Below are 18381 nucleotides of genomic sequence, written 5' to 3' on the forward strand. Positions count from 1 at the left end.
TGTCCGTAGCGGCGCAGCGCCGGGAGCACGATGAAAACTCTGGTCCTGGGTGGTTACGGCAACTTCGGCGCCCGCATCTGCCGGGCGCTCGCGCAGGATCCACTGATCGAGCTGCTGGTGGCCGGACGGGATGCGCAACGCGCGCAGACGTTTGCCGACGCGCTGGGCGGCAGCGCCCGCGGTGTCGCCATCGACATCGCGGCCCATGACTTTCCGCGAGCGCTCGCGGCGCTCGGCGTCGGCCTGGTCATCCACACCGCAGGTCCTTTCCAGGCACAGGGCTACGCCGTCGCGCGGGCCGCCGCGCGCGCCGGTGCGCACTACATCGACCTGGCCGACGGCCGCCGCTTCGTCTGCGATTTCCCCGCCGCATTGCAGGACAGCTTCGCGGCCGCCGGGCGCGTCGCGATTACCGGGGCGAGCACGGTGCCGGCGCTGTCGTCGGCGGTGATCGAGCATCTGTCCGAAGGCTGGCAGGCCCTGCATGCGATCGACATCTGCATTGCACCTGCGCAGACCGCACCACGCGGCCGGGCCACGCTGGCCGCGGTACTGAGCTACTGCGGCAAACCGATCGACATCTGGCGGGACGGAACATGGACGCAGGCGCCCGGCTGGGCCACGCCCACCCACGTCCGCTTCAAACGCCTGCAACCGCGCATCGGCGCGCTGTGCGACATCCCCGATCTCGAGCTGTTCCCCGCGCGCTATCGCGTGCGCGACACGGTGATGTTCCGCGCCGCGCTCGAAGTGGGGGCCACCCAGCGCGCGTTCGCGGGCATCGCCGCCCTGCATCGCGCCGGTCTGCTGCCGCGGCCCGAACGTCTTGCCGGCCTGCTCGATCGCGTCAGCGCACTGGCCGACCCCTTCGGCACTGCGCTCGGCGGCATGGTCGCGCGTATCGATGGTCTCGACGCATACGGCCGTCCCGCATGCCGCGCCTGGCACATCGCCACCGATGACGACCACGGCCCCGAGATTCCGTGCATGGCGACCATCCTGCTTGCCAGACGATTCGCAACGGGCGAGGCCCTGATGCCCGGCGCGTATACCGCTGCCGGCCAGCTGCAATTGAACGCCTTCGCGCCGGAATTCGCGAAGTGGGGCATGGTCACAGACGTCGAGGACGAGCCCAGGCCATGCTGACGGCAAAGACGACCTTGATCTATTGATCGCCGAAACGCGGCGACCGGTTCGACATGCGCGCTTCACGCGCACGCTGCGGCCTTGCGGGAACGCTGGGCGTGCCATGCGTCCTGCCCGTGTTTTCCACATTCGCCCATGTCCGCGCCGCTGACGCCCGACGGCCGGTATCTGGTCGTGCGCGGACGGCTGTGGCGCGCGAGCAATCCCGCACTGTCGGACGATGCGAGGCGTGACGCCGTGTCCGCGCTGATGGACGCGCGACGCGCGGTCAAACATGCGCGGCAGACGCAGGACGCAGACGCGCTTGCCCGCGCGCGTCGCGCCGTCGATGCGGCCAAACATACACTCGGCGAGCGCGGGCCGGTGTGGTGGACCGACGGCGCGCCGGACTACAACCGGCGTCTTGCGAAGAACACACCTTACGCCGACTGGTTCGCCTCGCTCGACTGAAGTGGACGCCTGCGTCGCCTGCCGTCACGCGATACACGCGCAGATGAAACGCGCCTGTCCGCGCGAGAGGAGCCGATGACTGAATGCACGCGCCTCGCTCCGGTTTCACGACGGGGCGGGCAGCGTCGCGTCTCCCCTCCACACCGGACACCTCCGATGTCGCAGCCGAACACGACGCCCTCGAACGACGACACCGATCTCACGCAGCCGGGCCGCCGTCCGGACCACGGCGACGCGCAGCCCGGTCAGACCGGCGCGCCGGGCCGCGACACGCCGTCCGACCACACGACCGACGTGCCCGACGACGAGGCGTCGCCGGGCACGCCGGACTGACCCAACCACCCGCTCTTTTCCACCACGGAGACAACACCATGGGACTTCTGAGAATCGCCACCGTCGGCGCGCTGGGCTACTTCGCCTACCGCGCGTTCCAGAACCGGACCAGCGCCGCGATCGCCGCGGATGCCCACGACGACGACACCGCCGCCGACGCCACCAGGGACGTCGATACCGACGACGACGCGATCACGGAGGATGAGCCGCAAGGCGACGTCACGCCCAGCGCAGGGACGCGACGCACGTCCTGAGTCGCAGCCTCATCAAAAAAACTTTTCAACGGAGCCATCGATGGATTCCATCAACCGCAACCAGCCCGAGCACAATCGCGAAGACCTCAGCGCGCGGGACGCGATCACTCGCATCCGCGACATGTCCGAAGACGCGGAGTCCTGCTTCTTCTGCACCAACCCACTGTCCGACAGCGACACCGGCGGTACGCGTCCGATGTCGATCGAACAGGCCGACGACGACGGTGCGCTGTGGTTTCTCAGCAGTGCGGACAGCCGCAAGAATGCCGAGATCCAGGCCGACCCTGCTGTGCGCCTGTATCTGCAGTCGTCCAAACATTCGGGCTTTCTCGCCCTCGACGGCCACGCCAGCATCAGCCGCGACAAGGCGAAGATCGATGCGCTGTGGAGCCCGATCATGAAAACCTGGTTCACCGACGGCAAGGACGACGCGCGCATCACGGTGATCAAGGTGACGCCGACCACCGGCTACTACTGGGACAACAAGCACGGCGATTTCGTCGCCGCGACGAAGATGGCGATCGGCGCCGCCATCGGCCGCACGCTCGACGATTCGATCGAAGGCAACGTCACGCCGTGATGCAGACGGCTGCGGTGATGCCGCCCGCGGCATCACCGTCGCTCAGAGATAGGTCCAGCTCTGTCCTTCGCCACCGTGCGAACGCACGCGCCACAGCCACGTCGACAGCCGCTCCTTCGAACGCGTGCGCATCAGCAGGCGCGGACCCAGCTTGACCGTACTGGTCGTCTCGACCATCGCATGGCGGCCGCCCGGAGCGATGTCGATGCGGGTGATCGCGTAACTGAGGTCCAGCGCCAGCAAGCCGCCGGTCCGCTCGGACAGCGAACGCATGATCGAAAACGCCTCACGCACGTTCCTGCAGCCGTCCTCGCGCAACGTCGCGATGCGCGCGCCGGGGTCGGCGACATGTTCGATCATGTGCAGGCTGAAGTCGTGCGCCATCGCGTCGCAGACGAAGCGGCTGTCGAACGTCCGGGTCGCGGCGAGTGACGCTTCCATGTGGGCGCGCACCTGTGATTCGTCGATGCGCTTGGAGTGTTCGTAGGCCACCACGCCACCGACCACCAGCACCATGCCCAGCACGAGCTTTCCCAACATCGCGTGTCCTCCATGACCGCTGTTCGAGGCGCCGATGACGCCGTTCTTGCGCCGGCAGTCCTCGCCGTGCGTCCGCATCGTAATCCCCTGCCGGTCCGGACGCTATGGAGCCCTGCCGATTACTTCAGGCCCGCGCGTGACCGCCGACGCGGGTGTCGTAGTCGCGCAGGAATTCCTGCAACGGCACCAGGGTCTTCGGCGGCAGATCGGCGTCCAGCAGCGGCGCGAGGTGGCGGTGGGCGTGCAGCCAGCGCGCCATGAAACGTCGGGCCTGGCCGGGCGAGGCCGCCGTGCCGACGTGTTCCCGGCGGCGCCATTTCAGCCAGTAGCGGCCGTCGGAGTACACAGCGCCGACGGCGTGACCCTTCCAGGTCAGCAGGGTCATGCCGGCGCAGGGGCTCCAGGCGTACTGCATCGGAATCGCCCGCGGCGCCCGCCGGGCCACGGTGATCTCCTCGCGCAACAAGGGGTCGGTCTGCCAGTCCACGGCGACAGCGTGTCGCCACGCCGGCGCAGAAGCTGAGATGACGCGGCGCCGATGGGCAGCGACGCTGCAGCCGCTGCAGTCCGATCGATCAGCCGCCCTTGAAGACGGTCTTCTGGCCGATGGCGCGGGTGTTGGCGGTGGGCTTCGCCAACCCGGGGATCAGGAAGTCGGCCGCGCTCAGGCCCTGCCGGGTCTTCGACACCAGCCACAGCGGCATGCGGCCGCGACCGGACCAGGTGTTGCGCCGGTTGTGCGGGTCGCGGTACTTCGCCGCCACCTTGCCGGACTTGCGTCTCGCCGCCTTCCGCGGCGCGGCCTGCGTCGCCTGCGTGCCGACGAGCTCTTCGATGCGGTAGCCGCAGTCGGCCGCGAAGGCGATCAGTTCGGCGCGGACCACCGCGATGGGCCGGCGACGCGCCAGCAGCGCCCTGCGCTTTTCGGCGGCGGCAATGAGGGCATCCAGCTCGCGCGAGGTCAGCGCGTCGACATCGATCTTCATGGCGGGGAGCGTCGGGGCGGGCCGGGCGGGTGTCAAGCGTTCCCGCAATGGACACCCGCCATGCGGCGGAGGTCCTGGTGTCTGCCCGTCAGGGGCCGCCTGCCGCAGTCGCGCCCCGGCCGCATCCGGCATGTCGGTGCTGACGTACATGCACGGCGATGTCGAATCCGTACGGACGCGCGCGTCGCAGTGGGCTAGCATCCCGTCAGCCGCCGACCCATGACTCACCATGCGCCTCGCCGACTTCATCGAACAGCATCTGGACCGGATTCTCGAAGGTGCCATTGCCTTCGCCCGGACGCAGGCGCCTGCCGGCGTGGCCTTCAGCGAGAAGGAACTGCGCAACCATCTGCCGGAGATCCTCAAGGCCGTCGTCGGCGATCTGCGGACCGCACAGACCGCGACCCAGCAGCACATCAAGTCCGAGGGACGCGCGCCTGCCAAGGCCGGCCCGGAGACGGCGGCCACCTATCACGGGCGCACGCGCGCGATCGCCGGCTTCGGCATCAATCAGATGATCGCCGAGTACCGTGCGCTGCGCGCCGCGGTGCTGCGCTTGTGGGCGGAGGACTCGGCGCTGGTCACCGAGTCCATTGAGGACTTGGTGCGTTTCAACGAAGCGATCGACCAGGCGGTGGCCGAATCCCTGGCGGAATTTTCGTCGGAGGTGGAATCCTGGCGGCAGATCTTCCTCGGCGCGCTGGGGCACGATCTGCGCGGCCCGCTCACTGCGGTGGTGTTCTCGGCCGACGTGCTGGCGAGCAAGCTGCGCGAGACCCCGCACGCGCGGCAGGTCGATCGCATCCTGGCCGGCGGGCTGCGCATGACCCAGCTGCTCGACGACCTGCTGCGTTACAGCCGTAGCAAACTCGGCGACGGCATGGTGATCCACGCGCGGGACTGCGAGCTCGCGCCCGCGCTTGCCGAGGAGGCCGAACTCCTGCGTGCCGCGTTGCCCGACACGACCCTCCACTTCGAATCGCACGGCGACACGCACGGCCGGTTCGACACGTCGCGCGTGCGCGAGGCGCTGCACAACCTGGCCACGAATGCCGCGAAGTACGGCGAGCAGGACACCGCGGTCACGATCGAGGTCAAGGGCCAGGACGACCACGTGCTGGTCGCGGTGACCAACCACGGCGCGCCGCTGAGCGACGATGCGCGGCGGGTCATGTTCGATCCGCTGCGTCGGGGCTCGAACAAGGCCAAGAGCAGCGAAGAGGTCAGCCTGGGGCTGGGTCTGTTCCTGGTGCGCGAGATCGCGCGTGCGCATGGCGGCAGTGTCGATGCGGCGTCCGCGGACGGCCTGACGACGTTCTCGATCCTGCTGCCGCGTGATGGTGTGGCCCGCAAGGGCGATACCGCGGCCGCGCCGATGGTCGACGCCTGAGGCGCTTTCAGCAGGGCGCGCCGTGCCCCGGATAGGCGAGCACGCATTCGTCCGGCAGTCCATGTTTCTTCGCGACGCCGTGCAGGCGCGCGTTGACCCGGTGCCGACCCGCCTCGTCCAGTCCTTCGTGCAGCGCGAGCGAGGTGTTGCAGAAGCAGACGATCTTGCGAAGCCTGCCGTCTTCGCCGTCGCCGTGGCGCCCAAGCTCCTTGTCGAGATCGTCGATTGTCGCGATGAGCTGGTCGTGTTCCATGGCGGACTCCAGAGAATGGGCCGACCGTAGGCCGCCATGTGTCGCGGCCCCGTGCGCAAGATGTGCGCGCCGCGTCACGGGCTGACGCGTGTCGACGGCCGCACCCGCTTACCGTGTCCGCTTCGAGCGCGCGACCTGAATGTTCAACGCCGTGAGGGCGGCCTTGATGCGCCGCATGTCCTACTCGCGCCCACATCCCCACGATGGCGCTTGGACATGCAGACCGAAGGCACCTATCAGCTCGTCGCGGTCGTCGGCCGCTCGACCCGTCAGCCCGACCTCTGGCAGTCGGAGGGTTTCGTGCACGCGCCCGGCGATATCGATCCCGTCGCCACCGTCTTCGCCGGCGACACGTTCGAGACCTGCGCGGTGGCCAACGCCGCGGGCATCGAGGCCGCGCGGCAACTGGCGATGACGCTGGCCCCCGGTCTCACCAGCGCCGACCGCGTCGCCGCCTGAGGCGTCAGTCCAGCGCGTCCCAGTCCGCGGGCGTCAGCGTGCCCAGCGTTTCGAGCAGGGGCCGGCCGAACAGGTAGCCCTGGTACAGCGGCACGCCCAGCGCGCGCAGGTGCCGGTATTCCTCGACGGTCTCCACACCCTCGGCCAGCAGCGTGCAGCCCAGCGCATCGGCGATCTGCACCATGCCGCGCACGATCGCACTGCGCGCGGCGTCGCGGTCGATGCCGCGCACCAGTGCGATGTCCAGCTTCAGCAGGTCCGGCTGGAAATCGGCGAGCAGACTCAGGCCCGCATAGCCGGCGCCGAAATCGTCGATCGCGGTCAGGAAGCCACGGCTGCGGTAGTCGCGGAAGATGCGCATCAGATGCGCGCGGTCCTGCACCTGCTCGGACTCGGCGGTCTCGAAGATCAGCTTCTCGGTCGGAAAGCCGTAGGTCTGCGCGGCCATCAGCGTCAGCCGGATGCAGGTCGCCGGCTCGTAGACGGCATTGGGAAAGAAGTTGATCGACAACCGCTGGCGCAGCTCCAGGCGGGCCGCCGTCTCGATGGCGCGCACCCGGCACGACTGGTCGAAGCGGTACAGCTGTTCGGGCCGTACCTGCGCGATCACGTCGGCCGCGCCGCCGCCGTCCGGCGTCCGCACCAGCGCTTCGTAGCCGAAGATCGAGCGGTCTCGCGCGTCCACGATGGGCTGGAAGGCCATGCGGAAGTCGAATTCGAGCCGGTCGTCGCCGCTGCAGGCGCGACAGGGCGGCGGAACGGGCGCACCGCCCAGCAATTTGTCCAGATACACGGCATGTCCCCGAAAGCGCAGGTACGCGACGCGTCCCGTCGACGACTGTATAGACGCACAGGAGCGGACTGTGTGCGTTACCGCACATCGGACCGGCGTCGCGCTGCAGGGATTTCACTTCGGCCCCTGCGCTGCAGGCCTAGGCTCGCGTGCCCACCCACGAGGACGCCGCCATGAAGACCCGCATCACCCTGCTCGCCGCCGCGCTGACGCTCGGCCTGTCCGCGTGCAACAACCAGGACCCGGCGAACGACACGACCGGTCTGGACGTCGAGACCACGGCCGTCGAACAGGGACCTGCGAACGCGCGCGACACCGATGGCTCGGCGGCTGACGGCGCGATGACGGGCGCGGGGCAACTGGCGGATGTCGACCGCAAGGCGCTGATGACCGTCGAGGCGATCGATGCCCACGAAATCGCCGCTTCGGAAGATGCCCTGTCGAAGAACGTCGAGGGCGATCTGCGGGCGTATGCGGAGACGCTGCGCGACGACCACACGCGCAACCTCGACGCGACGCGTCGGCTGCTCGATGCCGGCGTGCGGGGCGAGTACGCCGCGCAGGCGGCGCGCACGCCGGCCGTGACCGGATCGACGGAAGCCTCGCCTCCGGAAGACACGCACGCTGGCGCACATGACGAACGCCCCGCCGATCCCGGGATCGACGCGATGCGCCAGCAGCACGACGCCGAGCGCAAGCGCCTCGCCGCGCTCGACGGCGACGCGTTCGCCGCGGCGTGGCTGGAGGCGATGGTCAAGGGCCACGAGGGCGCGCTGACGAAGATCGATGCGCTGCTGCCGACGGCGACGCACGAAGGCGTCGGCCGTCACCTGCGCGACACCCGCGACGCCGTCGCCGCGCATCTGGACACCGCGCGCGAACTGCAGAAGGCGCGCTGACGACAGCGCCCTGCCACGCGATGCAGGCGCGCCCGCCTGCATCGCGCGGCGCCTCCGTGCGTATCGGACGCCGCTTTGCGCGCGTCGAAAAAATTCACGTTTGCCGCGCGCCGCACAGCATCTGCTGGGGAATCCCCGACCAGCCTGGAGCCAGTCCGATGCGCGACATCCTCAAGACCCTTGCCGACGAGCACGACACGCTGCGGTCCTTGTTCGAGCAGATCAATGCGACCACCGACCGGGCCGAGAAGAAGCGCACCGAACTGCTGCAGAAGATCGAGGCGAACCTGATTCCGCACGCCAAGTGGGAGGAGCTGGTGTTCTATCCGGCCTTCGCCGAGCGCGCCTCGCACGACCAGCTTTTGCAGCACGCCGAAGCCATCCAGGAACATCGCGCCGTCGAGCTGACCGTGCTGCCGGACCTGCATGCCGCCGACAAGACCTCCCGCCAGTTCGCCGGTTCGGTCAAGGTGCTGTCCGAGTTCATCACCCATCACGCCGACGAAGAGGAAAGCGAGATGTTCAAGGCCGCGCGGCAGCTCTTCACGCCCGCCGAGCGCGCCGAGCTCGACGAACAGTACGAAGCGTGGAAAGCCTCGCCCGCGGCCGCCGGGCTGACCTTCCATGCCAAGGCCAAGACCGCGCTGAAGTCGATCGTCCGCAACCCCAAGGCGCCGGGCTGAGCGCGAGCCTGATGCGGGTCAGCGCCACGTGCCGAGGCGCTGCGCCAGTTCTCGCGCGAGCCGACGCCGCGCGAACGGCCCTTGGATCTGTGTGGCCTTGATGCTGGTCGCGCACAGCCGCGTGACGCCGACGCGGGTCTCGACGCGATAACCGCGCGAGGCCGCGCACAAGGCGGCGCCGGCGGCGGTGATCGTGACCACGGTGACTTCCAGGTGCGACAACGGCATGTCCGCCTGCACGTCCGGATTCTCGGCGCAGGCGCGCTCGATCAGCGTGCGGAAGCGACCGATGTCGATCTCCTCGCCACTGCGCAGCGGACCGACATTCGTCGCCCCGCGCGCCTCGTCGAGTCCCGCCTGATCGTCGCCGGGCAGACGCTCGTTGCGCTCGGGGATCACCGCACGGACGCGACTGCCGTCGGGACGCGTGAGGTCGAGCATGATGTCGAGCAGATAGATCGGCTCCAGGCCCAGATTGGTGACCAGGCAATGCGCCGCCATGCCGCGTCCGGCGCCCGACGTGATCAGGATCGACGGCCGGCGCTGGCGGCGGTAGCTGGCCAGGAACGCGGTCAGATAGACCACCCAGATCAAGGCCGTGAGTCCGGCCATGGCCGCGGAGGTCAGGGGTGCGTAATCGAGCAGGGACTGCAGCATCGTCGGGCGTGGGGAATGAGGCGGGCCGGCACTGTGTCGCGCGCGCGGTTCGCGTGGCGCGAATCCCGGAGGATTGCGACCTGCACGGATCCAGGCCGGCTCGATGCGCGCAGTTTCTGCGCATCCACGGTGCCAATTGCCTGTTCAGCCGCACGGCGAATGAACGACCTCGCGGTCGATAGGCCGTCGCGACGTTTGCGTCCGGGTGTCTGCCTCTAAGATCGCGGTGCGCACAGGGGCGCACCGGAGTCCGACATGCACACGCGCGAATACGCAGCTGCGTCGCTCGCAGAACTTGCCGAGGAGCTCGACCGGCTCACGCGTCTGAGCGCGTCGGCCGAAACGCTGTTCGCGGCGTATGACCACACCGCCCGCGCGGTCCGCGATCTGGTGTCCGAAGAGTTCCGCCCGTGGGTCGAATCGGAACTCGCACAGGTGCGCGCGAGCTACGGCATCGACGAAGGCGGTCCGCTGCAGGCGGGTATCGAGGCGGTCTCGGAGTTCCTGTCCGAGCTTGCGCCCGAGCCCGCACCCGATGCCGGCGGCGAGGCGGCCGAGCCTGCGCCCTGAGCCGGCGACACGCGCGCCCGCCAGCGGTCACCCCAGGTTCTGACGCACCGTCCGCAGCAGCGTGTTGAGGTTGAACGGCTTGGGCAGCATGTCCATGCCTTCGCCGAGGAAGGCCTGCCGGTTCTGCGCATTCTCGGCATAGCCGGTGATGAAGAGCACGCGGATGCCGGGCTGCTGCTCGCGCGCGCGGTCGGCGAGTTCGCGGCCGCTGATGCCGGGCAGGCCGACATCGGTCAGCAGCAGGCTGAAGCGGTGTTCGGCGAGCGCGACCAGTGCGGCATCGCCATCGGCGCAGGCGACGGCGTCGTAACCGGCATCGACCAGCGCTTCGAGCGTCATCGCGCGCACCGACGCGTCGTCGTCGACCAGCAGGATGCGCTCGACGCCGCCCGCCGGCGCTGCATCGTCCTGCGCGACCGTCGCCTGCGGCACTTCGCCACGCGGGATCAGCAGTTCGATCGTCGTGCCCTGGCCGACGGTGCTGTGCACGCGCGCGGTGCCGCCGCTCTGGCGGGCGAAGCCGTAGGTCATCGACAGGCCCAGACCCGTACCCTCGCCGATCGGCTTGGTGGTGAAGAACGGCTCGAACACCTTGTTGACGATGTCGGCCGGAATGCCCGGGCCATCGTCGGTCACGCATACGCTGACGTAGTCACCGGCAGCGAGGTCGCCGGTCGCGGCCAGCGACGTGGGCCTGGCGGCAATCGTGATGTGTCCGTGGCGATTGAGCGCGTCGCGCGCGTTGATCACCAGATTCAACAGCACGTTGTCGAGCTGGTCGGGATCGGCCACGACGCAGAGCCCCTCGTCGGGCAGATCGAACGACAACCGCACGTTCTCGCCGATGGACTGGGCGAACAGGTCCGACAGCGCGCGCACGCGTGCGCCGATGTCGAAGGACGCGGTGTCGAGCGACTGCTTGCGCGCGAAGGCCAGCATGCGCTGGGTCAGCGCCGCGGCGCGCATCGCGGAGTTGAGACCCAGTTCGACGTAGCGCGGAATGCGGTCGAGCCGCTCGCGTTCGAGCGAGGTGTTGATCATGTCCAGCGCACCGATGATGCCGGTGAGCATGTTGTTGAAATCATGGGCGATTCCGCCGGTCAGCTTGCCCAGCGAATCCATCTTGCGCGCCTGCTGCAGCTCGATCTCGGTGCGCTGGCGCTCGGCGATCTGCACCGCGAGTTCGGTCGTCGCCGAATCGAGCTGGATGCGGTGCGCTTCCTCGCGTGCGAACTGTTCGGTCTGGTCCTCGACGTACAACAGGCCCACGCCGTGCTCGTTGTAGGGCGTCACGCGCCACTCGGTGATCCGCGGCCCGCCGGGCATGTGCAGCGTGAACAGTCCGCGCCAGCTGGCGTCGTTGCGCAGCGCCTCCTGCAGACCGGTCACCGGTTGCTGGCCGAACAGCGCCGGCAATCCGTCCACGCCCGCCTCGGCGAGCAGCTTGGCGAACGCCGGGTTGGCGTCGCGGACCTCCAGCGTTTCGGAGACCGCGGCGATCGGCGCGCCGATGTTCTCGAAGATTTCGCGGAACCGGGCCTCGCTGCTGAGCAGCGCTTCTTCCGTGCGTCGCACGCGCAGCAGGGTGCGCAGCGTGGCCAGCAGCACGTCGTGGTCGACCGGATGGATCAGATAGGCGTCCGCACCGGCGTCGAGACCGGTGATCAGATCGCCGGTCTGGATGGCGGCCGCGGACACGTGCACCACCGGCAACAGCGCCGTCGCCGGCGATGCGCGCAATGTGCGCACCAGGTCGAAGCCGCTCATGTCCGGCAGGTTCACATCCAGCACCAGCGCGTCGTAGTTGCGCTGTGCGATCTTCGCCAGGCCGTCGGTGCCGGTGCCGGCCTCGTCGACGTGGTAGCCGTAGCGTTCGAGCACGCGGCGGACGGAATAGCGGGTGGTGACGTTGTCGTCGACCACGAGGATGTCAGCGGGCGTCATCGGCCTCTCCCGTCTCGAGTTTGATCGGCACGATCACGTGGAAGTCCGAGCCCTCGCCCACCGTGCTCTGCACGCCGACGCTGCCGCCCAGCAGTTCGGCGAACCGCTTGCACAGCGCCAGGCCGAGGCCCGTGCCGCGCACGCGCTTCTGGATCGGCGAATCGACCTGCACGAAATCCTCGAACAGCGCGTCCAGCATGTGCGCAGGAATGCCGATGCCGGTGTCGCGCACGCTGAAGCGGATGTGCGCCTCGCCTTCCGGACGCGCCGACACCACCACGCGACCTTCCGGCGTGAACTTCAGCGCGTTGGAGATGAAGTTGCGCAGAATCTGCGCGAGCTTCTTGTCGTCGGTGAACAGCATCGGCAGTTCGGGCGGCGCCTCGAAGCGCAGGTCGACGGTGCCCGCGCCTTCGGTCAGCGGCCGGAACATGCCGCGCAATGCCGAGAACAGGTCCATCAGGTCGAACCACGCCGGCGAGATGGAGATGCGACCGGCTTCGATCTTCGCCAGATCCAGCAGGTCGTCGACCATGTCGCGCAGTTCGATCGCGCCGGCGCTGATGAAGCGCACCTGCTTGAGCTGCTCGTCGTTGAGCGGCCCATCCATGCCGTCCTCCAGCAGGCGCGTGATGCTGAGGATCGAGCCCAGCGGCGTGCGGAACTCGTGGCTCATGTAGGACAGGAACCGGCTCTTGAGCTCGGACACTTCCTTGAGCTGGTCGGCCTGCTGGTCGAGCTCGGCATACAGCGCCAGCACGCCCTGGTTGGTTTCGTCCAGTTCCGCGCGCAGCGCGGCATTCTCGGCCTGCTGGCGTTGCAGCGCGGCGGCCAGATCTTCGTGCTCAGCCATGAGGCGCCTCCAGACGGACGGCGACGATGCCCGTGTCGTCGCGTCCGCGATCAAAATCCCGATGCAGCACCGCCACGATCAGTGCCGGATGCCGGTGTTGCAGACCTTCGTACCGCTTGAGGTCCCAGCGCGTCTGCAGGCCGTCGCTGTGCATCAGCAGCAGACTGCCCGGGCGTACGTCGAAGCGGAACGGCTGCGCGCGCCGGTAGTTGGAACCGACGATGCCCGGATGCGAGGGCAATTGCCGGGTCACCGCGCCCGACAGCAGCGTGGCCGCGATGTTGCCGGCGCCGGCGAACGTGCCCTGGCCGCTGCCGGCCTCCAGACAGAACACTGCCGCCGCGCCACCACGCGTGCGCGACATCCGCGCATGCATGCGCGCGAGGTAATCGTCGGCCGCGAGCCCGGGGAATTCCGCGATCACCGACAGCCCCAGATCGGCGGCCTCGCTGGCCTGCGGGCCGTGGCCCAGTCCGTCGAGGATCGCGGCGACCAGGCGGTCGTCGTCCCAGCGCAGGCTCCAGCCGTCGCCGCAGACCGATTCGTGCCGCATCGGCGCGCGCAGCGCGCCGTAGCCCAGATCGCGGTCCTGCGATTCGGCAGCGTAGATGCGCGACAGCACCACCGCGCCGACCGCATCGGACCAGGCCTCGAAGACCGTCGACTGCCGCTGGATCGCGCCCAGTCCCTGGCCCTGGCTGCCGGCGGTGGAGTAGCCGTCTGGCAGGCACTGCGCCAGCGAGAATCCGGGCCCGCGATCGACGCCGCAGATCTCCACGCCCAGGCCCGCGCTGCCGCGGATCAATGACAGCAACACGCGGCCGCCGCCGCCATGTCGCAACACATTCGTGGCGATCTCGGTGGCCGCCAACCCGACACGCCCCGCATCGAGCGCGTCGAAGCCGGCCAGCGTGGTCAGGCCCAGCGCCTCGCGACGCACCTGACCGACCTGCGTGACCTCTTCGACGGGGACGACGCGCGTGGCAGGACCGGTGAAGCTCAGGCCCATTTGGTGATCGTCACGCGGGTGCCGCGGCCGGGTGCGCTGTCAAGTTCGAACACGTCGACCAGGCGACGCGAACCCGACAGCCCCAGCCCCATGCCCTTGCCCGAGGTCCAGCCGTCGGTGAGCGCCTGTTCGATGTCCGGAATGCCCGGACCGTCGTCGACAAACTCCAGCAGCACGCCGCGGCGCGTGCCGTTCTGCGCCGCGTCCCAGCGCATGTGCCCGCCGCCGCCGTAGACCACGGCGTTGCGGGCCAGTTCGCTGGCCGCGGTGATCAGCTTGGTCTGGTCGACCAGCCGCAGGCCGCAGGCGACCGCCGCCTGGCGCGCCGCCTGGCGTGCGAGCACGACGTCCTGCTCGGTGCGGACCGGAATCTGGCCGCTTGCGCTCATGGACGCGTGTCGTCTTCGAGCTGGATCAGCCGCATGCCGCGCTCGACGTTCAGGGCCGTGCGCACGCCGGGCAGGGTCAGGTTGAGTTCGACCAGCGTGATCGCCACCGCCGGCTGCATGCCCACCACCACCGTGCGCGCGTCCATGATGCTGGCCTGCGCGGAGATGGTCGCGATCATGCGGCCGATGAAGGAATCGACGATGTCGAGCGCGGAAATCTCGATCAGCACGCCACGCGCGGATGTCGCGCGGATGCGTTCGGCGAGATCGTCCTGCAGCTGCAACGCCAGCTGGTCGTGCATGTCGACCTGGATGGTGACCAGCAGCACGTCACCCATCTGCAGGATCGGGATGCGCTCCATATCAGACGGCCTTGGTCACGATCTGGCCGGTGCGCTTGAGCGCCAGCGCCAGCGCATCGGCCAGGTTGGCCTTGGTCACGATGCCCTGCAGATCCAGCCCCAGATGCACAATCGTCTGCGCGATCTGCGGACGCACGCCGCTGATGATCGCGTCGGCGCCCATCAGGCGGATCGCGGTGACCGTCTTGAGCAGGTGCTGCGCCACCAGCGTGTCCACGGTGGGCACACCGGTGATGTCGATGATCGCGATCTCCGAACCGGTCTCGACGATCCGCTGCAGCAGCGATTCCATGACGACCTGGGTGCGCTGCGAATCGAGCGTGCCGATCATCGGCAGTGCCAGCACGCCTTCCCACAGCTTCACCACCGGCGTCGAGAGTTCCAGCATTTCTTCCTGCTGGCGCTGGATGACCTCTTCGCGGGTCTGCTGGTAGGCCTTGACCGTGTGCAGGCCCAGCGTGTCGAGCAGGTCCGACACCGTGAGCAGCTCCCGGCCCAGTTGCTCGGGCGCGTTGCCGTAGGTCGCGTGCACGCGCTCGAACAGCGGCCGCTTGAGGGAGAAGATCAGATTAGCGGTTTCCGAGGAGCTGAAACCCTTCTGCACGCGGTCGCGGGAAAAGTCCTCGAGGAAGTTGCGCGTGTCGGCCCACTCGCGGCCCTGCAGGTTGCCGACATCGGTCGTGCCCATCGCGTCGATCAGGAGCTTCCAGAACTCGCGCACCTGCGGGGTGAGTTCGCGCATCGAACTGCGGCTGTCCTGGGCACCTGCGGTCAGGTTGGTCAGCCAGGCTTCGATGATGGCGTCCTGATGGCTGCGGATGGCGTCGAGGGTCTGCTGATCGAGAGCGGGCATGCGGAATTCCTGCGATGGGCGGACGGCGCCGGGCGAGGCCGCGAACGCCGGTGGAAAGATGCGCAGCGTAGCTGAATTCACAGTCCCGGTCGGGTGATTTCAGCGCCTGGAAGGCAGGCGGATGTGGCCGTGAAGCCTGCGTGATGAGCCGCGCCACAGGGCGCCTCGAGCCATTTGATTTCCCGCGCACGGATCGCCCGGGGGATCTCCGTGCGACCCCACGGCTCCAAGCTGGCGACTGCCGGACCGACCGGGCACTCTCTGCCGGCATGCAGCCGGCAGATCGCGCATCCGTGCGGCGCGACATAACGTCGCAGGACGCCGCCAAGCGCGTCACCGCGCGGACCCCGCCGATATAATGCGCAGCACACAGTCGCTGCGCGCCGGACACCCTGCCTGACGCCGTCTGTCCCGATCGATTCGACGACCGTTCGAACCGGCCACACGCACTCCGGAAGCAGCGTTTCGAAGTCGTGCGTACGCCCCACGTCACGTGGCGTCGAGTGACCGTCCGGACCGCATTCCCATGTACGACTGGTTCCCCATCGTCTTCATCGTCTTCAAGGTGGTCGTGCTCGGCACGGGCATGTATTTCGCCATCAAATGGCATCACGACCAGGCCAAGCAGGACGCCGAAGAGAAGAAGCGCGAACAGGAGCGCGTGAACGGCAACCGCGACACCGACGCCGGCGACGCCTGAGCGTCTGCCGGATCGCGCGCGCACGGATCGATCCACGCAGACCCGGAGCGCTGTCGACGCGCCGCCGGACGTGATTCAGACGTGTGCGCGCAGCTTGGGCGAGCTGCTGGCGTTACGCACCTCATTTGCGGAATCGCCCCATGCGCCTGTCCGTTCTCGCGTGTCTTCTGCTCGCTGTCTTCGCGCAGGTGCAGGCGGCCAAGGCGTCGGAGACCGCGGCCGTGCCCGGAGGCGATTCCCGCATCGGCATTCTCGAACGGCACCTGCTCGATCGCGCCCATGCTGCTGCGTCACGAGGCGCCGGACGGCGCCGGTTGTCACACGCAGAATCATGGGGTGCGCATCGGCAGTGCGACGCTGGCGACCACCGTTCCGCCGTCGCTGTCGAAGCGCAAGCCGATGCCATGCCGCTCGCAAAGTCGCTGGGCGATCCCGAGCCCGAGGCCGTAGCCGCCGCTGTCTGCACCCTTGACGAAGGGCTGGAATGCGTCTGCCGGCACCGCTCGGGACGGGTTGGAGATCCGTAGCCAATCGCCATCTGCGCGGATCTCCACGACACCGGCGCGTGTGTGCGTGAGCGCATTGCCGATGAGATTCGCCAGCACGATCCGCAGGACGCCTTCAGGCACCCGCGTGCAGAGAAGGTTCGACACGTCGATACGCACCTCGACATCGGATGAAGCCGGCTGCGAGTGGTCGACCACCACGCGCTCCACCAGAGGCAGCAGTGCAACTTCCACGGCCGGCTCCGCGTTGGCATCCTCGCGCGCCAAGGCCAGCAGTGTGGTCACGGTCTGTTCGAGCTGCTGCGCCGACTGACGCACGTGCTCGACCTGTGCGCGGATGCCGTCGTCCAGATCCTCGCGCGCGCCCAGTCGCTCGCAGGCGCTTCGGATCACCGCCAGCGGGGTGCGCAGTTCATGGCTGGCGTCGCGAGTGAAGGCGCGCTCCCGCGTCACGAAATCTTCCACGCGCCGGATCAGCCGCTCCAGCCCACGTGCGAGCGTGCCGACCTCATCATCGGGAAATCCGGTGGAGAAGTCCGCAGGCAGTTGCGAGGGCGATGCCGTATCGACCAATCCGGCCAGACGCGACAGCGGCGCCGTCAATCGATGCGCCAACCACGCACCTGCCGACAGCGCGAGCGCCAGCACGACCAGACTCGACCAGCCCAGCCACTGTGCGATGCCACCGCGCATCGGACGCACCACCAGTTGTCGGCTGACCTCCGCCACGAGCCAGGCCGGCGCGACGCCCGGGGCCGGCTCCAGACTGTGGAAGTGATAGTGGCGGCCTTCCAGCCCCGGAAACTCGCGGCGCCAGGGCTCCGCTTCCAGCTGCGCCGAGAGCCCATCCGGCAAGGTGCCCGGCTCCACATACAACTGGAGGAACGGCAGCGATGGCGCCCGCCACTCGCCATGCGCCGCGTGGTGCGCCAGCTGCGCCTCCGCTTCCTGCTGCAACAGCCCTTCGAAGGACCGGTCCTCGACGAGGTACGCGAACAGGACCACGTAAAAGCCGTACAGCGCCGCCACCAGCAGCGCAAAGCCGGCAAATGCGTACATCAGGCGATTGCGCAGGCGCTTGCGTCTCGGCGCATGGCTCATGCGTCGGCCTCCAGCCGGAAGCCGACGCCATGGATGGTCTTGAGCATCGGCACGGCGAAAGGACGGTCCAGGACCTGTCGAAGGCTGTACAGATGCGTGCGCAGCGGATCGGACTCGGGTGGCGCGTCGCCCCAGATGCGCTCGACCAGCTCGCTGCGCGTCAGCGTGCGCGGCCAGGCCTCGACCAGTGCGAGCAGCAGATGGCGGGCTGTGTCCGGCAACTGCAGCACCTGTCCTGCACGCTCGATGTGTCCGCTGCGCCGGTCGATGCTCAAGGTGCCGATTCGCATCACGTGCGACGTACCTGCCCGGTGACGCTGCGACAGCGCAAGGCAGCGTGCCAGCAGCTCGGCCGTCGCGAAGGGCTTGACCAGGTAGTCGTCGGCGCCGCTTTGGAAGCCCGCCAACTTGTCGTCAAGGGCGTCGCGTGCGGTCAACATCAACACCGGCACATGCCGATCGGCCTCCACACGCAGACGTTCGCAGACGCGCAGTCCGTCCAGACCCGGCAGGCCGAGATCGAGCACCAGCACGTCCGGTGGATCCGCCAGGGCCGCCTGCAGGCCGCTGCTGCCATCGGCCGCGAAATCGACGGTGAGCCCCGCCTCGGAGAACGCTGCCTCGAGATTACAGCGCAGGGCCGCGTTGTCCTCGATCACCAGCAGCCGCAA

The 18381-nt window shown here is 68.6% G+C and carries 25 protein-coding genes; 11 read left to right on the top strand and 14 right to left on the bottom strand.

Annotated features, from left to right (window positions below):
* The first annotated feature begins 30 nt into the window (after positions 1-30).
* The 5 genes from E2F49_RS10005 (at position 31) to E2F49_RS10020 (ending at position 2763) form a co-directional block, all read left to right on the top strand.
* Entirely contained in the window at positions 31-1146 is a 1116-nt protein-coding gene (locus E2F49_RS10005) for a saccharopine dehydrogenase family protein (protein WP_133393757.1), read from the top strand.
* 135 nt (positions 1147-1281) lie between these two features.
* Positions 1282-1596 (top strand): hypothetical protein, encoded by a 315-nt coding sequence (locus tag E2F49_RS10010; RefSeq protein ID WP_133393758.1) that lies wholly within the window; start codon positions 1282-1284, stop codon positions 1594-1596.
* A 156-nt stretch (positions 1597-1752) separates the two neighbouring features.
* The gene (locus E2F49_RS16390) at positions 1753-1929 is read left to right on the top strand and encodes a hypothetical protein (RefSeq protein WP_165971193.1); all 177 of its coding nucleotides are present in this window, start codon (positions 1753-1755) and stop codon (positions 1927-1929) included.
* A 38-nt stretch (positions 1930-1967) separates the two neighbouring features.
* Positions 1968-2183, top strand: coding sequence for a hypothetical protein (locus tag E2F49_RS10015; RefSeq protein WP_133393759.1), 216 nt, complete (start codon positions 1968-1970; stop codon positions 2181-2183).
* A 40-nt stretch (positions 2184-2223) separates the two neighbouring features.
* The gene (locus E2F49_RS10020; RefSeq protein WP_133393760.1) at positions 2224-2763 is read left to right on the top strand and encodes a pyridoxamine 5'-phosphate oxidase family protein; all 540 of its coding nucleotides are present in this window, start codon (positions 2224-2226) and stop codon (positions 2761-2763) included.
* A 42-nt stretch (positions 2764-2805) separates the two neighbouring features.
* Here E2F49_RS10020 and E2F49_RS10025 read toward each other — a convergent pair whose 3' ends face one another.
* From E2F49_RS10025 to E2F49_RS10035, 3 genes are all read right to left on the bottom strand, one after another.
* Positions 2806-3303, bottom strand: coding sequence for a hypothetical protein (locus tag E2F49_RS10025; RefSeq protein ID WP_133393761.1), 498 nt, complete (start codon positions 3301-3303; stop codon positions 2806-2808).
* Positions 3304-3427: 124 nt separating this feature from the next.
* The gene (locus E2F49_RS10030; protein ID WP_133393762.1) at positions 3428-3790 is read right to left on the bottom strand and encodes a hypothetical protein; all 363 of its coding nucleotides are present in this window, start codon (positions 3788-3790) and stop codon (positions 3428-3430) included.
* Between the two features lie 88 nt (positions 3791-3878).
* On the bottom strand, positions 3879-4289 hold the full coding sequence (locus E2F49_RS10035) for an H-NS histone family protein (protein WP_055251333.1): 411 nt from the start codon (positions 4287-4289) through the stop codon (positions 3879-3881).
* 229 nt (positions 4290-4518) lie between these two features.
* Between E2F49_RS10035 and E2F49_RS10040 the strand changes: the two genes are divergently transcribed.
* Complete coding sequence (locus E2F49_RS10040; protein ID WP_133393763.1) at positions 4519-5679, top strand: sensor histidine kinase; 1161 nt, start codon at positions 4519-4521, stop codon at positions 5677-5679.
* Positions 5680-5686: 7 nt separating this feature from the next.
* On the opposite strand, the gene E2F49_RS10045 is transcribed toward E2F49_RS10040, so the two are convergent.
* Positions 5687-5932 carry a hypothetical protein gene (locus E2F49_RS10045; RefSeq protein WP_133393764.1) on the bottom strand — a complete coding sequence of 82 codons (246 nt, stop codon included), beginning with the start codon at positions 5930-5932 and terminating at the stop codon, positions 5687-5689.
* A gap of 210 nt (positions 5933-6142) precedes the next feature.
* Between E2F49_RS10045 and E2F49_RS10050 the strand changes: the two genes are divergently transcribed.
* The gene (locus E2F49_RS10050) at positions 6143-6391 is read left to right on the top strand and encodes a hypothetical protein (RefSeq protein ID WP_165971194.1); all 249 of its coding nucleotides are present in this window, start codon (positions 6143-6145) and stop codon (positions 6389-6391) included.
* 4 nt (positions 6392-6395) lie between these two features.
* Here E2F49_RS10050 and E2F49_RS10055 read toward each other — a convergent pair whose 3' ends face one another.
* Positions 6396-7178, bottom strand: coding sequence for an EAL domain-containing protein (locus E2F49_RS10055; RefSeq protein WP_425481379.1), 783 nt, complete (start codon positions 7176-7178; stop codon positions 6396-6398).
* A gap of 179 nt (positions 7179-7357) precedes the next feature.
* Here E2F49_RS10055 and E2F49_RS10060 point away from each other — a divergent pair, with 179 nt between their 5' ends.
* Both E2F49_RS10060 and E2F49_RS10065 read left to right on the top strand, forming a co-directional pair.
* Complete coding sequence (locus E2F49_RS10060) at positions 7358-8083, top strand: DUF4142 domain-containing protein (protein ID WP_133393766.1); 726 nt, start codon at positions 7358-7360, stop codon at positions 8081-8083.
* Between the two features lie 20 nt (positions 8084-8103).
* Positions 8104-8766, top strand: a complete 663-nt coding sequence (locus E2F49_RS10065) for a hemerythrin domain-containing protein (protein ID WP_243713563.1) — start codon at positions 8104-8106, stop codon at positions 8764-8766.
* An 18-nt stretch (positions 8767-8784) separates the two neighbouring features.
* On the opposite strand, the gene E2F49_RS10070 is transcribed toward E2F49_RS10065, so the two are convergent.
* Positions 8785-9423: a hypothetical protein gene (locus tag E2F49_RS10070; protein WP_133393767.1), complete on the bottom strand. Its 639-nt coding sequence runs from the start codon at positions 9421-9423 to the stop codon at positions 8785-8787.
* 255 nt (positions 9424-9678) lie between these two features.
* On the opposite strand from E2F49_RS10070, the gene E2F49_RS10075 reads away from it, so the two are divergent.
* A complete protein-coding gene (locus E2F49_RS10075; RefSeq protein ID WP_133393768.1) occupies positions 9679-9993 on the top strand; it encodes a hypothetical protein in 315 nt (104 codons plus the stop codon).
* A 27-nt stretch (positions 9994-10020) separates the two neighbouring features.
* On the opposite strand, the gene E2F49_RS10080 is transcribed toward E2F49_RS10075, so the two are convergent.
* Genes E2F49_RS10080 through E2F49_RS10105 form a run of 6 tightly spaced genes read right to left on the bottom strand, consistent with a single transcriptional unit; the run spans position 10021 to position 15403 of the window.
* Positions 10021-11937, bottom strand: a complete 1917-nt coding sequence (locus tag E2F49_RS10080) for a hybrid sensor histidine kinase/response regulator (RefSeq protein WP_133393769.1) — start codon at positions 11935-11937, stop codon at positions 10021-10023.
* Entirely contained in the window at positions 11924-12790 is an 867-nt protein-coding gene (locus E2F49_RS10085) for a sensor histidine kinase (RefSeq protein WP_133393770.1), read from the bottom strand. Before E2F49_RS10085 ends, E2F49_RS10080 begins: the two co-directional genes overlap by 14 nt.
* Positions 12783-13799 carry a SpoIIE family protein phosphatase gene (locus E2F49_RS10090; protein WP_133393771.1) on the bottom strand — a complete coding sequence of 339 codons (1017 nt, stop codon included), beginning with the start codon at positions 13797-13799 and terminating at the stop codon, positions 12783-12785. The genes E2F49_RS10085 and E2F49_RS10090 overlap by 8 nt, the downstream gene beginning before the upstream one ends.
* A complete protein-coding gene (locus E2F49_RS10095) occupies positions 13790-14188 on the bottom strand; it encodes an anti-sigma regulatory factor (RefSeq protein ID WP_055251309.1) in 399 nt (132 codons plus the stop codon). Before E2F49_RS10095 ends, E2F49_RS10090 begins: the two co-directional genes overlap by 10 nt.
* Positions 14185-14550, bottom strand: coding sequence for an STAS domain-containing protein (locus E2F49_RS10100; RefSeq protein ID WP_133393772.1), 366 nt, complete (start codon positions 14548-14550; stop codon positions 14185-14187). The genes E2F49_RS10095 and E2F49_RS10100 overlap by 4 nt, the downstream gene beginning before the upstream one ends.
* Position 14551: 1 nt before the next feature.
* Positions 14552-15403 carry an STAS domain-containing protein gene (locus E2F49_RS10105; RefSeq protein ID WP_133393773.1) on the bottom strand — a complete coding sequence of 284 codons (852 nt, stop codon included), beginning with the start codon at positions 15401-15403 and terminating at the stop codon, positions 14552-14554.
* Between the two features lie 526 nt (positions 15404-15929).
* Here E2F49_RS10105 and E2F49_RS16395 point away from each other — a divergent pair.
* Positions 15930-16103 (top strand): hypothetical protein, encoded by a 174-nt coding sequence (locus E2F49_RS16395; protein WP_165971195.1) that lies wholly within the window; start codon positions 15930-15932, stop codon positions 16101-16103.
* 329 nt (positions 16104-16432) lie between these two features.
* On the opposite strand, the gene E2F49_RS10110 is transcribed toward E2F49_RS16395, so the two are convergent.
* Complete coding sequence (locus E2F49_RS10110) at positions 16433-17710, bottom strand: sensor histidine kinase (protein WP_133393774.1); 1278 nt, start codon at positions 17708-17710, stop codon at positions 16433-16435.
* Complete coding sequence (locus tag E2F49_RS10115; protein ID WP_208004875.1) at positions 17707-18381, bottom strand: response regulator transcription factor; 675 nt, start codon at positions 18379-18381, stop codon at positions 17707-17709. The genes E2F49_RS10110 and E2F49_RS10115 overlap by 4 nt, the downstream gene beginning before the upstream one ends.

Origin of the sequence: Luteimonas terrae (genome assembly GCF_004358165.1) — a bacterium.
In the GTDB taxonomy this organism is placed as follows: domain Bacteria; phylum Pseudomonadota; class Gammaproteobacteria; order Xanthomonadales; family Xanthomonadaceae; genus Luteimonas; species Luteimonas terrae.

What these genes read in the sequence shown, in the direction of transcription:
- E2F49_RS10015 (WP_133393759.1), top strand. Translation starts at nt 1,968, where the DNA reads ATGGGACTTCTGAGAATCGCCACCGTCGGCGCGCTGGGCTACTTCGCC.
- E2F49_RS10105 (WP_133393773.1), bottom strand. Translation starts at nt 15,403, where the DNA reads ATGCCCGCTCTCGATCAGCAGACCCTCGACGCCATCCGCAGCCATCAG.
- E2F49_RS10085 (WP_133393770.1), bottom strand. Translation starts at nt 12,790, where the DNA reads ATGGCTGAGCACGAAGATCTGGCCGCCGCGCTGCAACGCCAGCAGGCC.
- E2F49_RS10100 (WP_133393772.1), bottom strand. Translation starts at nt 14,550, where the DNA reads ATGGAGCGCATCCCGATCCTGCAGATGGGTGACGTGCTGCTGGTCACC.
- E2F49_RS10080 (WP_133393769.1), bottom strand. Translation starts at nt 11,937, where the DNA reads ATGACGCCCGCTGACATCCTCGTGGTCGACGACAACGTCACCACCCGC.
- E2F49_RS10110 (WP_133393774.1), bottom strand. Translation starts at nt 17,710, where the DNA reads ATGAGCCATGCGCCGAGACGCAAGCGCCTGCGCAATCGCCTGATGTAC.
- E2F49_RS10025 (WP_133393761.1), bottom strand. Translation starts at nt 3,303, where the DNA reads ATGTTGGGAAAGCTCGTGCTGGGCATGGTGCTGGTGGTCGGTGGCGTG.
- E2F49_RS16390 (WP_165971193.1), top strand. Translation starts at nt 1,753, where the DNA reads ATGTCGCAGCCGAACACGACGCCCTCGAACGACGACACCGATCTCACG.
- E2F49_RS10065 (WP_243713563.1), top strand. Translation starts at nt 8,104, where the DNA reads ATGCAGGCGCGCCCGCCTGCATCGCGCGGCGCCTCCGTGCGTATCGGA.
- E2F49_RS10005 (WP_133393757.1), top strand. Translation starts at nt 31, where the DNA reads ATGAAAACTCTGGTCCTGGGTGGTTACGGCAACTTCGGCGCCCGCATC.
- E2F49_RS10075 (WP_133393768.1), top strand. Translation starts at nt 9,679, where the DNA reads ATGCACACGCGCGAATACGCAGCTGCGTCGCTCGCAGAACTTGCCGAG.
- E2F49_RS10020 (WP_133393760.1), top strand. Translation starts at nt 2,224, where the DNA reads ATGGATTCCATCAACCGCAACCAGCCCGAGCACAATCGCGAAGACCTC.
- E2F49_RS10060 (WP_133393766.1), top strand. Translation starts at nt 7,358, where the DNA reads ATGAAGACCCGCATCACCCTGCTCGCCGCCGCGCTGACGCTCGGCCTG.
- E2F49_RS10045 (WP_133393764.1), bottom strand. Translation starts at nt 5,932, where the DNA reads ATGGAACACGACCAGCTCATCGCGACAATCGACGATCTCGACAAGGAG.
- E2F49_RS10010 (WP_133393758.1), top strand. Translation starts at nt 1,282, where the DNA reads ATGTCCGCGCCGCTGACGCCCGACGGCCGGTATCTGGTCGTGCGCGGA.
- E2F49_RS10035 (WP_055251333.1), bottom strand. Translation starts at nt 4,289, where the DNA reads ATGAAGATCGATGTCGACGCGCTGACCTCGCGCGAGCTGGATGCCCTC.
- E2F49_RS10070 (WP_133393767.1), bottom strand. Translation starts at nt 9,423, where the DNA reads ATGCTGCAGTCCCTGCTCGATTACGCACCCCTGACCTCCGCGGCCATG.
- E2F49_RS16395 (WP_165971195.1), top strand. Translation starts at nt 15,930, where the DNA reads ATGTACGACTGGTTCCCCATCGTCTTCATCGTCTTCAAGGTGGTCGTG.
- E2F49_RS10040 (WP_133393763.1), top strand. Translation starts at nt 4,519, where the DNA reads ATGCGCCTCGCCGACTTCATCGAACAGCATCTGGACCGGATTCTCGAA.
- E2F49_RS10090 (WP_133393771.1), bottom strand. Translation starts at nt 13,799, where the DNA reads ATGGGCCTGAGCTTCACCGGTCCTGCCACGCGCGTCGTCCCCGTCGAA.
- E2F49_RS10095 (WP_055251309.1), bottom strand. Translation starts at nt 14,188, where the DNA reads ATGAGCGCAAGCGGCCAGATTCCGGTCCGCACCGAGCAGGACGTCGTG.